At 68.0% G+C, this 13309-nt stretch carries 9 protein-coding genes and 1 tRNA gene; 5 read left to right on the forward strand and 5 right to left on the reverse strand.

What is annotated here, in order from left to right:
• Positions 1-160 precede the first annotated feature (160 nt).
• Positions 161-466 (forward strand): hypothetical protein, encoded by a 306-nt coding sequence (locus tag ABTU92_RS05550; RefSeq protein WP_408088470.1) that lies wholly within the window; start codon positions 161-163, stop codon positions 464-466.
• A gap of 92 nt (positions 467-558) precedes the next feature.
• Entirely contained in the window at positions 559-1356 is a 798-nt protein-coding gene (locus tag ABTU92_RS05555) for a Crp/Fnr family transcriptional regulator (RefSeq protein ID WP_408088508.1), read from the forward strand.
• Between the two features lie 194 nt (positions 1357-1550).
• On the opposite strand, the gene ABTU92_RS05560 is transcribed toward ABTU92_RS05555, so the two are convergent.
• The 3 genes from ABTU92_RS05560 to ABTU92_RS05570 form a co-directional block, all read right to left on the reverse strand.
• The gene (locus ABTU92_RS05560; RefSeq protein ID WP_408088472.1) at positions 1551-3083 is read right to left on the reverse strand and encodes a pyruvate kinase; all 1533 of its coding nucleotides are present in this window, start codon (positions 3081-3083) and stop codon (positions 1551-1553) included.
• Between the two features lie 102 nt (positions 3084-3185).
• Positions 3186-4112, reverse strand: coding sequence for a hypothetical protein (locus ABTU92_RS05565; protein WP_408088474.1), 927 nt, complete (start codon positions 4110-4112; stop codon positions 3186-3188).
• Positions 4113-4115: 3 nt separating this feature from the next.
• Entirely contained in the window at positions 4116-6032 is a 1917-nt protein-coding gene (locus ABTU92_RS05570) for a DUF4914 family protein (protein ID WP_408088476.1), read from the reverse strand.
• Positions 6033-6565: 533 nt separating this feature from the next.
• On the opposite strand from ABTU92_RS05570, the gene ABTU92_RS05575 reads away from it, so the two are divergent.
• Together ABTU92_RS05575 and ABTU92_RS05580 are read left to right on the forward strand one after the other, a co-directional pair.
• A complete protein-coding gene (locus tag ABTU92_RS05575; protein WP_408088478.1) occupies positions 6566-7036 on the forward strand; it encodes a MarR family winged helix-turn-helix transcriptional regulator in 471 nt (156 codons plus the stop codon).
• 289 nt (positions 7037-7325) lie between these two features.
• Positions 7326-10118, forward strand: coding sequence for a cation-translocating P-type ATPase (locus tag ABTU92_RS05580; protein ID WP_408088480.1), 2793 nt, complete (start codon positions 7326-7328; stop codon positions 10116-10118).
• Positions 10119-10671: 553 nt separating this feature from the next.
• Here ABTU92_RS05580 and ABTU92_RS05585 read toward each other — a convergent pair.
• Positions 10672-10783 (reverse strand) — tRNA-Ser (locus ABTU92_RS05585).
• A gap of 113 nt (positions 10784-10896) precedes the next feature.
• On the opposite strand from ABTU92_RS05585, the gene ABTU92_RS05590 reads away from it, so the two are divergent.
• Positions 10897-12258: a tyrosine-type recombinase/integrase gene (locus tag ABTU92_RS05590; RefSeq protein WP_408088482.1), complete on the forward strand. Its 1362-nt coding sequence runs from the start codon at positions 10897-10899 to the stop codon at positions 12256-12258.
• A 48-nt stretch (positions 12259-12306) separates the two neighbouring features.
• Here the strand turns inward: ABTU92_RS05590 and ABTU92_RS05595 are convergent, their stop codons facing one another.
• Entirely contained in the window at positions 12307-13245 is a 939-nt protein-coding gene (locus tag ABTU92_RS05595) for an IS630 family transposase (protein WP_408088510.1), read from the reverse strand.
• Between the last annotated feature and the right edge of the window lie 64 nt (positions 13246-13309).

The raw sequence follows: 13309 nt of genomic DNA on the forward strand, positions 1-13309 counted from the left end.
TCAATTACCATCGACACGCTCGCGTCGGATGCCGCCGGGGTCCCGTTCTACAGGCGCCGGTCCGCCTTCCAGACGATCCGCTGTTCGGATCGTCCGGACCTCGCAGGGCCTGGACCAACCCGAGCCTCGGCGGGATCGGCGCGTCCGGGCGAGGAGCCGCGTGATCGTCGCGATCGCCCGCGTGGCCGGGCGGGCGTGGCACGAGCATGGAGCAGCCGTCATGGACAGAGTGGTCGCGCTCGGAAAGGTCGATGCGTTCGAGCCGGAGGTGATCGACGCGATGTCGATCGCCATCGACCGCGTCTGCGGGTCCCTGCATGTCCCACATTCGGCGGTCGGAGCGCGCGGCCTGATCGCCCGGCGCGTGATGGAGCTCGCGCGCCACGGGGAGCGCGACGCCATCCGGCTGAGCGAGGCCGTGCTCGGGGAGCTGAAGCGGCGGCTCGAGGAACTTCCGCACGACTGAGCGATTGACGTCGAGGGCCACCCGCGAACCCGTTCGCACCGGCACCGGTCCCTCGGGCGACGACCAACTCGAGGAGCGCGAGAGTGGCGAACATGATCAACGATTTCAGCGGCACGGCCTCGGTGGCGGGGATCGCGTTCCGGCAGCAGCCCGCACAGATCGACGACGCGACGGGGAACCGCATTCTCGCCGGCCTGTCGACCGTCGCCCGCGACCGTCTCGCCCCGCATGTCAGGGTCCGGGTGGCGCGCGAAGGCTTGGTGCTGTGGGAGACCGGGACCCGGTCCGACCGCATCTACTTCCCGGTGAGCGCCACGGTTTTGCTCGTCGTCCCGGTCGGAAGCGGCGCGCAGCTCGAGGTCGGCACCATCGGGCTCGAAGGCGCCTGTGGCTTCGACGCCGATCTGGTCCCCGGGGCGGCACGCCCGGTCGTGCGGATCGGCGGCCTGATCGCCAGCCTGCCGGCGCGCGAGTTCGACGCCGCCGTGCGGGATTGCCCCGAGCTCGGCCGCATCGCCCCCGCCTGCACGGCCTGGCTGCTCGCGCAGGCGCAGCAGATCGCCGTGTGCAACGCGACCCACACGGCCGAGCAGCGCTTCGCCCGCTGGCTCGCCCGCACCGCCCAGGCGACCGGCCGCGACACCGTCGCGGTGACGCAGGAGACGGTCGCCGAGCTCCTCGGCCTGCGGCGGACGACCGTCACGCTGATCGCCCAGACGCTGCAGACGGCCGGGATCATCCGCTACCGGCGCGGCATCATCGCGATCGTCGATCCGGCCGGCCTCAAGGCCACCGCCTGTCCGTGCGGCGAGACGTTCGGCCCGGCGTTCCAGCCAGCCGACCTCCTCGCCGCGGCGAGCCGCCCGGCCGGTCCGGAAGCCTGCGCCTGAGGTGAAGTCGACCCCGGATCCGGGACCGCACGGCGGACCGGCGAGAGGTGCTCGATCGCAGCGACGAAAGCGCCGCGCGTCTCTCGCCCCCGCGCGTCTCGCGCCGATGTGTTCACGGCCGAGCGCTCGGCATCCCTCGGCGCCGATGGTCGAGACGCACACACGGGACGGGCTCTGACGGCAACCCGCGCGAGTCAGGCGTCGGTCGCCTCCCTGTCCGACCCGCCTGCGCGCGCCGGCGGCCACAGGGCACTCCAGGCGTCGAGAGCGGCGAGCTGCGGCGTCTTCTTGTGCTGGTGACGATCCATGCGGCGCAGCAGGTCGTCGAGGAAGCGCACCGCCTCGACCAGGTAGGGGCCCTTGTTGAGCATGACGCACTCGGCGCGCTGGGCCATGGCGGCGTCGGTCGCTTCGGCGCGGCTCGGCGCCCCCTCCGCGACCAGGCCGGCGAGCACCTGCGTCGCCCACACCACCGGCACATGGGCGGCTTCGCACAGCCACAGGATCTGCTCCTGCACCTCGCCGATCCGGCCGAAGCCGAGCTCGACGGCGAGGTCGCCGCGGGCGATCATCACGGCCAGAGGCTGACGACCGGCGCCTTGCGCGATCAGCTCCGGCAGGTTGCGCACGGCGAGCGGGGTCTCGATCTTCAGCACCAGCGGCTGCGGCGGGCGGTCGCCGCGCCGCAACGTCAGCTCGCGCTGCATCAGCGCGACGTCGGCTGGATGCTGGGCGAAGGAGCATCCCACGATATCCGCGTGCCCGGCGACGAAATCGAGGTCGATCAGATCCTTGTCGGTGATCGCCGGCTGCCCGAGATCGAGGCCGGGGATGTTGAAGCCCTTGTCGACGCGCAGCTTCAGGCCCTTGCTGCGGACGGTCTCGACGCGGATCAGGGCGCGGTCGGCCGAGACCTCCTCGATGCTGGCGCCGATGCGACCGTCGTCGACATAGAGCGGCAAGCCCGGACGCAAGCGGCTGACCAGGTCGTCGACATTGGAGCGGACGGTGATGCGGCGCGGCGCGGTGCGGGGCATGCGGTCGACCAGCGCGAAGACGTCGCCGCGCAGCAGGCGCGTGGTCCCGGGCGCAGCGATCTCGACGATCCGGCACTTCGGCCCGCCGAGGTCCATGAGCACGCGGCAGGCGCCCGCGCCGGCCGCCGTCGCGGCCCGGACATTGGCGATCATCGCCGCCCAGGTCGCGGCCGAATCGTGGGCGCAGTTGATCCGCACGCAGTCGGCGCCCGCGGCGACGAGGTCGGCGACGAACGGCGCGTCCTCGGCGGCGCGCGCCGGCAGCGTCACCAGGATGCGCGTCAACCGTCCGCGCCCGTCCGGACCGAACACCGCGGCCTGCTCCCGCGCCAGGGCCGCGGCGCCGGCACCGAAGGCGGCGCGGTCGGGATGCGGCGGGCCGTCCGCGCCGGCGAGGCGGGCGAGGGTCGCCGCCACCGCATCGAGCGATTCCAGAACACGGCTCTCGCTGCGGCCGAGCGACGACAGGCCGAGGGCGGCGAGCCGCGGCTGCAGCGCGCTGAGGTCCTGGCTGCGCAGCGCCAGATAATGGGCGAGATTGGTGGCGCCGGCGGCGAAGGCGGGGCGATCGAGCGCCGCGGACCAGCCGGCCAGAAGGCCGGCGGATCGCTCGATCACCACGGCGCGCACGCGCCGCACCGCCGCCAGGAGATCGGCGGCATCCGATTCCAGCGTGACGTGGGAGGCCATGCGGCCTGCCTGTGCGCCGGCGCACGGTGGTGCCGTCTCGCGGGTGACGCATCGGCCCATCGTCGATCTGTCGGTCATGGCGTGTCGATCATGGCATGTCGGTCAGCCCGAGACGTGGCGAGCAGGTTCTCCCGTCGCGACGCTCGCGCCGAGGGGCTCGCGGAGCACGAGCAGCTCGTAGTCGATCAGCGCCCACCGGATCCGGCGCTCGCGCGCGAGGATTCCGCGGCCGGAGCGGGCCGCGCGGATGATGACGTGACGGGGCTTGTGGTCGCACACCATCCAGCCGAACCGGCGCAGCGCGTTGCGCGCCTCCTGGCCGAGCGCCTCCATCGTCTTGCGCGAGATCGCCCCACTCGTCATCGCCGCTTCGGCGTCGAAACCGTCGATCCAGCGGTACAAGAGGATGTAGAGCCGCTCCCAGTCATAGCGGATGCGGCACGCCTCCGGCACGCCGCGCTGCGACGCCTCGAGGGCCCGGTTCATGCGCCAGGCGATGCCGGAGTTGCGCCCGAGCTGCCAATCGAGATAGCGCGTCGGCGGCGAATAGATCGCCAGCGGATGCTTGGTCGGGATCGCCGATCTCGCCGCCGCGCGAAGCCGGGCGACGTTGCCGAACTCCTCGAACGGCGACAGGAACTCCGCTTCCTCGACGCGCGCCTTCTCCTGCGGATCGAGATGGAGGCCGTCGTCGAGCACGGTGATGCTGGTGTCCTGCGCGGCGCGGCTGAACTTCACCACCAGCGCGAAGTCCGATCGCGCCCGGTGCGCCACCGGCACGCGATAGACGGCGCCCGTGGCGCCGGCGAGCGCGCGCCCGACCTTGCGGAACCGCTCGTCGACGAACCACGCATCCGGCAGGATCGACTCGACACAGCCCCAGCCGTGGCGGGTGACGAACAGATCGCCGCCCTGCTTGCCGCGCATGTGGACGTAATCGACGCCGAACAGGCGCGCGCGCGCCTCCGCCGGGACCTTGTCGAAAGCCGGCTGGTAGAGCTTGCGGAACTTGTAGTCGAACTGCTCCACATCTCACTCCTCGGGGTCGAAGAGCGGCAGGTCGAGCACGCCGAGGTAGTCGGCGGCACTGCCGCCCGACAGGCAGCACTCGATGATCCGGCGCCCGGTCGGCAGCAGATCCGGCACCAGGAACTGTTCGAGCTCGCGGCGAAAGAACGCAGCGAGGATCTCGGCGCCGACGTCGTAGGCAGCGGTGCCGACTTCGGGCTGCTTCTCGACCCGGAAGAACTGGCTGCCGATGGTCTTGCCCTCGACCACGATCGAGCCCGGCGTGAAGCCCAGCAGCGCGCAGCGCGAGGGCTTCATCTGGCTGGCCTGGAAGTGGGCGCCGCCGCGCCGCGCCAGATACTCGCGCGTGATCCACTGCGGCATGAAGCCGACCTCCCAGGCGCCGATGTGCTGGTTCGGAATCAGCACGTAGCGGACTTCCGGCGTCTCGATGATCTGATTGAGCAGGAGATTGGCCTGGTCGACCCGGCGCCCGGTGGCGAACGGCCAATAGGAGCCGACGCCCTCGCTCGTCATGCCTTCGGTCTGCACGATGGACGGGTTGGCATGGCCGCGCGGGGCGACCAGCCGCCACAGCCAGGCGAGCGAGGCCGGCAGAAGATGGAACAGGCCGATGATCCCATAGGTCGGAAGATCCGCGGTGCATGGCGGAGTGCGCACGCCCATGCTGCGGATGTCGACGTCGACCGGACCTTCCACCACCCGCGGGATGATGTTGCGCGGAATGATGACACGCGGGTTGGGACACGGCACGCCCGGGGCATCCTCGGTGTGCTCCCACAGCAGGCAGGTGGCGCCGGGATGGCCCTGCACGTTGAGGAACAGCAGCGGCTCCGGCGGGCTGATGCACAGCCTCTCGAGGTGCGGGTCGGTGCCGTAGTGGTCGAGATGGTTGCAGCGGACGAACCAGGCGTTCTCGGCATCCATCAGCGTCAGCTTGCCCCGGCCCTTGTCGAGCGAGGGGTGGCACAGCGCCATGTCGTCGGTGACCGGCAGCAGCTCGCAGGCCTGCGGCAGCGGCACGGTGATCTCCTCGTGGGTGACGAGGTTGTGGCCGAGCCGGAGCAGGCCGTCACTGCGGCGGTGGACGTGCTCCAGCATCTCGCTCTTGCCGCCGCCGCTCGCGCCCTCGTGCGAGATGACGAGCTTGTTGCCGTATGGAGTCACCAGCCGCACGGTCGAGCAGTGCATCGTCAACCAGTGCTCCTGCTCGCCGATATTGAGGAGCACCCCGTAGATGCCTTTCTTGGCGCTCGGGCCCGGATAGAGATTGTAGCTGTAGAGCTCGTGACCGTCGGAGGTGCGGCGGTGGACCACGATCTGCTTGCCGTCGAAGTCGGTGTGGCGGAACGGCGGCGCCACATAGATCACGGCTTTCGGCGAGAAACCCTCGGGGATCTCGTCGGTGTGCAGGATGCCCTGCAGCAGCGCGAGGCCGAGGGCGAAGAAGCCGGCGTTGTCGGGTGCGACGACGAGGGCGTCGGTGCCCTTGCCGGGCCGGCCGGCATGGAACGCGAAGGCGGCGAGCGGCTGGGTCTTCAGCCATTCGATGGTGCGCCGGCGCAGCGGCTCGAACGGGCCGCCGAAGCGCTCCTCGAAGCGCGGCTTGTCGGTCGGGCGCTGGTCGCCGATCACCATGCAGTCCGGGTCGCGCCGACGCATGTAGAGCTCGGTGTAGTTGGCGACGACGCCGTTCTTGGCCCGGCAGACCTCGGCCTCGACGACGCGGCCCTTGCCGGGCACGTCATAGGCGACCTCCTGCCAGCCGTTGACGGCGTCGCGCGTGGCGAGCGCCGTCAGTTCCTGGACCGTGCTGGCGAAGGTGACGGACGGTGCGGCTGCGAAAATCTCCTCGACCTCGGCAGGCAGGACGAACGGGGCGATCGGTGCCGGCTCGAGCTTGGCTTGGCGGACTTGCATGGCGTGCCCTCTGATCACGTGACCTCTGGTGGATCGAATCCGATGCTTGCTCCCGGCCGGCCGTGTCCCCGGAGCGTCCGTGCGCGGGCCCATGCGGACACCAGGCCGCGCGCGCTCGAGCGCCGGCTCGATGTCGCGACAGCGCCGCTTTCACGAGACCGTCTTCATGACACTTTCAATCGCAGCGCCAAGGCGTATACGACGCGCCATCAGCAAGATAACACCGGTCAGACCCTGCCGTCTTTCATTATGAAGCATATCGACTTGCCATCTTGATGACTATACGTTGAATTACAATCCATACACCCAGCGATCCGCAGGTGTCGACAATGAAAGCGATAAAGTATGCTGAGGTATATTTCTTCTGTTCGGAGCATAACTCCGATGCACTCGGAGCCGTTTCGGCGCCTCATCCAAGTCAACAGCTAGACTATAATAAGCATGCTTACTGTTTGACTGCTTGTCGATAGTCGTGGACGAGCCGCGGCCGAGGTGACCAGCCGCGGCAATGCCGGACGATACGAGCTGCACGCATGATCATCGACGATAACGACAAGGGCCTCGGGTTTCTGCTCGCCGAGACCGCGCGCCTGCACCGCAAGCTCCTGGACCGGCGCCTGCAGCCGTTCGGGCTGACCAAGGCGCAATGGGCCGTGCTCGCCGTTCTGGGGCAGCAGGACGGACGGACGCAGTCGGAGATCGCCGAGGAGCTCGAGATCGAGAAGCCGACCGCCGGGCGCCTGCTCGATCACCTCGAGCAGGGGTGCTGGATCGAGCGGCAGCCGACGCCCTCGGACCGTCGGGTCTGGCGCGTCCACGTCCTGCCGGCGGCGCTCCCCCGCATCGCCGAGGTGGCCACGGTCGTGCGCGGCACGCGGGATACGATGGTGCAGGGTCTGACGGAGGAGCAGCAGCACCTGCTCGATCACCAGCTCGCCATCGTGAAGAGCAACATCGCCGCTGCGCTCGGAGCAGAAGAATCGGGCAGAGGTCGCGACCCGTGATGGACGGCTGTAGGCTGCACTCGCTCGGATACGACGACGTCAGACCTGACCCTCCATCCAGAGGAGCAGACAATGAACCTCAGCTGAAACGACGTCCCGACAACCGGCACGGACTCCGGACGCGCTGGGGAGTCGCTCCCGTGCGGCATTCCGGCGTCAGCACGGTCCGGAGACGGACCCGCCGGGGCACGCCGTGGCCCGACGCGGACGCGGCGATGCAAGACCACCGCGACCTCATGTGGAGGCCCGGGCCAAGGGCGGCGCATTCGCGCAAATGAGGAGCACAACAATGGTCCTTTCCCTGGACACGACCGCTCAGATGCCGGACGAACGCCCGTGGCACAGCCGGACGCCCGACGAGGTGCTGTCGGCGCTGGGCGCGGCTCGGAACGGACTGGCCAGTGACGAGGCCAGGACGCGCCTGGCCCAGCACGGGCCCAACGTGTTGGACAAGGCCGGCGGCGTCTCGGTCATGGAGCTGATCTGGGGCCAGATCAACAACCCCTTGATCTGGATCCTGATCGGCAGCGCGGTGATCGCCATGCTGGTGGATCCGGTGGACGGGATCAAGAACGGCCTCGTGATCCTGGCGGTGGTGATCATCAACACGACGATCGGCTTCGCGCAGGAGTACAAGGCGGGCAAGGCGATCGAGAGCCTCAGCGCGATGGTGCCGGATTTCGCCATGGCGCATCGCGACGGCAAGCGCACGCAGGTGCCGGTGGCCGAGCTGGTGCCCGGCGACGTGGTGTTCCTGCAGAGCGGCGACAAGGTGCCCGCCGACATGCGCCTCTTTCAATTGCGGACGCTGCAGATCGAGGAGGCGGCGCTGACCGGCGAGTCGGTGCCGGTGGAGAAGACGACCGAGCCGGCGGCCGAGAACGCCGGCCTGGGCGACCGCACGAGCATGGCCTTCAGCGGCTCGCTGGTGACCTACGGGACGGGCCTGGGCGTGGTGACCACCACCGGCAACGGCACCGAGCTCGGCCGCATCAACACGATGCTCGGTGAGACCACCGCGATGGCGACCCCGCTCAGCATCGCCCTGCACAAGATCGGCGTCGTGCTCACCGCCGCGATCGCGGCGATTTCGGTGGTGATCCTTTTCGTGGGCACGGCCCGGGCGGTGCTGGAAGGCGGCGTCGACGTGCTGACCGGTCTGCGCGAGTCCGTCATCTTCGCCATCACGTTGGCCGTGGGCGCCATTCCCGAGGGCTTGCCCGCCATCGTGACCATCGCCCTCGCCATCGGCGTGCAGCGCATGGCCGCCCGCCGCGCCGTGGTCCGCAAGCTCCCCTCCGTGGAGACGCTCGGCAGCACCACCGTGATCTGCTCGGACAAGACCGGCACCCTCACGCGCAACGAGATGACGGTGCAGGCGCTCCATCTGCCGGGATCGGGCGTGTACCGGGTGGAGGGGGTGGGCTACGAGCCCGTCGGACGCCTTTCGAAGGATGGCGGCCACCTCTCCGCCGCGCCCGACGAGGTCCGCGCCCTGTTGCTGGCCGGCGTCCTGTGCTGCGACGCCACCCTGGAGCAGACGGACGGTCGCTGGGGGATCACCGGCGACCCGACCGAAGGTGCACTCGTGACCGCTGGCGAGAAGCTCGGCATCCGCACCGCGCACGCCCGCGAGCGCCACGCTCGCCTCGACACCATTCCGTTCGAGAGCGCCAACCAGTTCATGGCCACGCTCCACGACTGGGGCGCCGAGGGTAGGAAGATCATTCTCAAGGGCGCGCCCGAGGTCGTGCTGAGGCGCTGCGGCAACGTGGACCACGACGCGGTGATCCATCAGGTGGAGGCGTTCGCGAACGCGGGCATGCGTGTGCTCGGATTCGCCGAGAAGCGGAGCGAGCGTGCCGAGCTGACCATGGACGATTGTGCGCACGATTTCGCGTTCGTCGGCCTGCAGGCCATGATCGATCCGCCGCGCACCGAGGTGATCGACGCCATTCGGGTCTGCCACCGGGCCGGCATCACGGTCAAGATGATCACCGGCGACCACAAGGGCACCGCTCGGGCCATCGGCGAGCAGCTGGGTATCGCCGAGTCCGGTGCCGAGGCCGTGACCGGCGCCCAGCTCGCCGCGATGGACGCCACCGCCATGCGCGACATCGTGAAAAAGCACAACGTCTTCGCCCGTGTCGCTCCCGAGCACAAGTTGAAGCTCGTGCGGGCCCTGCAGGACGACGGTCAGGTGACGGCCATGACCGGCGACGGGGTGAACGACGCGCCCGCGCTGAAACAGGCGAACATCGGCGTGGCGATGGGCATCACCGGCACCTCGGTCTCCAAGGAGGCCGCCGACATCGTGCTCACGGACGACAACTTCACCTCCATCGCCGCGGCCGTGGAAGAGGGCCGCCGAGTCTACGACAACCTCATCAAGTCGCTGGCGTTCGTGCTGCCCACCAATCTCGGCCTCGCGCTGATCCTGATCTTTGCGGTCGCGTTCTTCCCGCTGGTGGACAGGACGGTGGACGGGCAGGTGGTGAAGGACCTGCTGCTGCCGATGCTGCCGACGCAGCTGCTCTGGATCAATCTGGTCGCCGCCGTGGCCCTCGCCCTGCCGCTCGCCTTCGAGGCGAAGGAGCCGGACGTCATGAGTCGCCCGCCGCGGGACCCGAAGGAGCCGGTGCTCAACAGGTTCCTGGTGGTCCGCACGATTCTGGCCGCCGCGCTCATGAGCGCCGCGGCCGTGGGCCTCTTCCTCTGGAGATACGAGCTGGAGATGGCCGCCCGCGTGACCACCGGCCTGACCGAGGCGCAGATCGTGAGCGAGGCGCAGACGATGGCCGTGACCACGGTGATCATGTTCCAGGTCTTCTACATGCTGAGCTGCCGCTCGCTGAAGGACTCCGTCTTCAGGATCGGCGTCTTCAGCAACAAGACGGTGTTCGTCGGCATCGGCGCCATCCTCGCCCTGCAGGCGCTGTTCATCTACGCCCCACCTCTGCAGGCGGTCTTCTCCACCTTCCCGCTGCCGGCCGAGTCGCTTCTGGTCAGCGCGGCGGCCGGTACGATCATCTTGCCGGTGATCTCGGTGGAGAAGTGGATTCGCAATCGAGGACGATCCTGAGCCGGTCGTCGCAGCAACGCGCGCCGGTCGTCACGTGCGTGAACATCCGCCAGACGACCGGTCAATGCAGCACGATCATCCTTGCCTTGCTGGTCGGGCCGCGTACAGCTGAACGATCCACCCGTCCGCCTCGTGCGCCGAGCCGGTCGGGAACAGGCCGCCTTGCGGTGCCGAGCTCGCCATGACCACATCTCGTGATCGGCACAGGCAAGACGATTGCCGGTGTGATGATCGTCGCCCCGCCCTCGCGTCCGCGACCAGGCTCGCCTCGACGGGGAGCCGGCCGCGGAAGCCGCTGCCCGTGCGGGGCCTGTCACCCCGCCGGCGGTCGCGACCTTCGCCAGGCCGGCCCGCGAGCGTATGCACACCGAAAACGGCGGCTACCGCCGCGACCACCTCCGCGCGTTCGCCCAGCGCGTCGAGGGCGCCGCGAAGGACGTTCGGATCACGGGCTCGAAAAGCCAGCTGCTGTGCAGGCTGGTCGCCGTCTCGAGCGGAAAACGGCGGGTTTCGGCGTTCCCGGCCTTGTACCGTTCCCAGCCTTGTACCGAAGTGGCGCGCCCGACACGATTCGAACGTGTGACCTTTGCCTTCGGAGCAATTTAAGCTGCCCATCCGAAAAACGCGATAGGGCACGCTATGGAACGCTACCCATTTGAACTCGCTATCTTTTTCAAGAATCGAGCATCACGTTCTTATCCGAAACTGCGCTGCGATTTCCGCCCGCGTGCTTACGTGGTGCTTACGCGAGAGGTCGGCGCGGATCGGAGAGAACGTCATGACTAAGATCACCAAGAGAGTCGTCGACGCCGCCGAGACCCGGGAGAAGGACTATGTCGTCTGGGATGACGAACTACCAGGCTTCGGTCTCCGCGTCTTCACGTCCGGCAAGCGGAGCTACGTCATCCAATATCGCGCGAGCGGTCGCTCGCGTCGCTACACGATCGGCCTCCACGGCGTCTGGACCCCGGATACGGCCCGTCAGGAGGCGAAGGTTCAGTTCGGTCGTGTCGCTAAGGGCGAGAATCCAGCCGAAGAGCGACAGCTCGACCACAAGGCCATCACCGTCAAAGAACTATGTACCCTCTACATCGCCGATCTCGAGGCCGGTCTAATCCTAGGAAAAGGAGGACGTCCGAAGAAGCGGACGACCGTCACCACCGACACCGGCCGCATCCACCGACATATCATTCCGCTGATCGGCACGCGAAGGGTGAAGGATCTTACCAAAGCCGACATCAACAAGGTCCTGAAGGACATCATGGCTGGGAAGACGCGGATGTCTGTCAAGACGAAAAAGCCGCGCGGCAAGGCCATTGTCCGCGGCGGGGCCGGAACGGCGACCCGAACGGTCGGGTTGCTCGGCGGCATCCTCACCTATGCTGTCGAGGCCGGTATCATTGAGCACAACCCTGCCCATGGCCTCCGCAAACCGAAGGATCGTGTGCGCGACCGTCGGCTCACCGAGGCAGAATATCGCATCCTCGGCGAGATGCTCAGGAAAGCCGCCGAGAATGAGAAATACGCGATGACCGTGGACATCATCCGCCAGATCGCCCTGACCGGCTGCCGCCGCACCGAGATGATCAGGCTGATGTGGACGGAGGCGGATACGGATTCCAGTTGCATTCGCTTGGCCGATAGCAAGGAAGGGGCGTCCACCCGTCCGATCGGTTTGCCTGTAGTCGAGTATCTTGAGGAGCGGAAGAAGCACTGCACCGGCACTTACGTGTTCCCAGGCCCGCGGACGGAGGACGGCGCCTTCGGCAGCTTCCCCAACAATTGGGAACAGATCTTCGCGGACTCTCCTCTGTCGGACGTGACGCCCCATGTCCTGCGTCACAGCTTCGCCAGCATCGCCAACGACCTTGGCTTCACCGAAGTGACGATCGCCGCCTTGGTCGGACATGCGAAGGGTTCGGTTACGAGCAAATACATCCACACGCTCGACACAGCGCTCATCATGGCTGCGGACATCATCTCGGGCTACATCCAGGGCCTGCTCGACGGGACGGAGTTCAAGCAGACCGCCTATGCCCTCGATCGGGATTCCCGGAAGGCGGCGCTCGCGCGCTTCCTCCGCACGGCTGCCGGCAAGGTCGACGAGGCGACCGACTGGCAAGAACACCTGGCCGCTTAGAGCGACGGCATCATCGTCGTCGCGTTGGTGTCCTAGACCGTTTTTCGCTCATCTTGGTTCATAGCCAGCGTGCCGGATGAAATTCCTGCACTCGCGTGGGTGGACGGTGCGCAGGATGGTTCTGATCCGACGCTGGAGGCCTGGCACGGTTCGCTCCGCTGCCTTCCTCAGCAGAGCTTTGATCTTGCTGAAGACCTGCTCGATCGGATTGAGGTCCGGGGAGTACTGCGGCAGGTAGCGCAAGGTCGCACCGACGGATTCGATGGCGTCGGCGACGCCGCGCACCTTGTGGGTCGGAAGATTGTCCATGATCACGGTGTCGCCGCGCCGCAGCGTGGGGACCAGGCACTGCTCGACATAGGCCAGGAAGGTTTCGCCGTTCATCGCTCCGTCGATCACGCAGGGCGCCACCATGCCGCGTCGCCGCAGCCCGGCCACCAGCGTGATGGTCTTCCAGTGCCCGTGCGGGGCGAAGGCGAGCAGGCGCTCGCCGCGCGGGCTGCGGCCCCGCAGCCTAACCATGCTGGTCGTGACCGCGGTCTCGTCGATGAAAACCAGTCGGGCGGGATCGAGCAGACCCTGCTCGCGCATCCAGCGACGACGGGCGCCCGCGACATCAGGCCGATGCTGCTCGGCGGCGTGCAGCGTTTTTTTTGACGTGATGCCGTGCCGATCGAGCAGCCGCCACACCGTGCTGACGCTGCCCGGCAGCCGCCGCTTCCGAAGTTCCGACACGATCTCCTCGAGAGTCAGGTCGGGTTGCTCGGCGATCAAGCCCAGCAGCCAGTCCGCGTGCTTCTCCAGGGGCGATCGGCTCCCTCCGGAGGGCTTGGCGCGCGCACTGCCCTCGTCGCGCCAGCGTTGCAGCCACCGTACCGCCGAGCTGACGCTCACATCGAAGCGCTCCGCGGCCTCCCGGCGTGACGCTCCCGCTGCGACGGCCTCGATCACCCGTGCGCGCAGGTCAGTCGAATAAACTCGTGACATCGATCGCCTCTTCCCCGACGAATCAATGTCGACAGACTCTCCCAGCCCATCCGCCCAGGGAATC

The organism is Rhodoplanes sp. SY1, from assembly GCF_046000175.1.
Taxonomy (GTDB): Bacteria; Pseudomonadota; Alphaproteobacteria; order Rhizobiales; family Xanthobacteraceae; genus Rhodoplanes.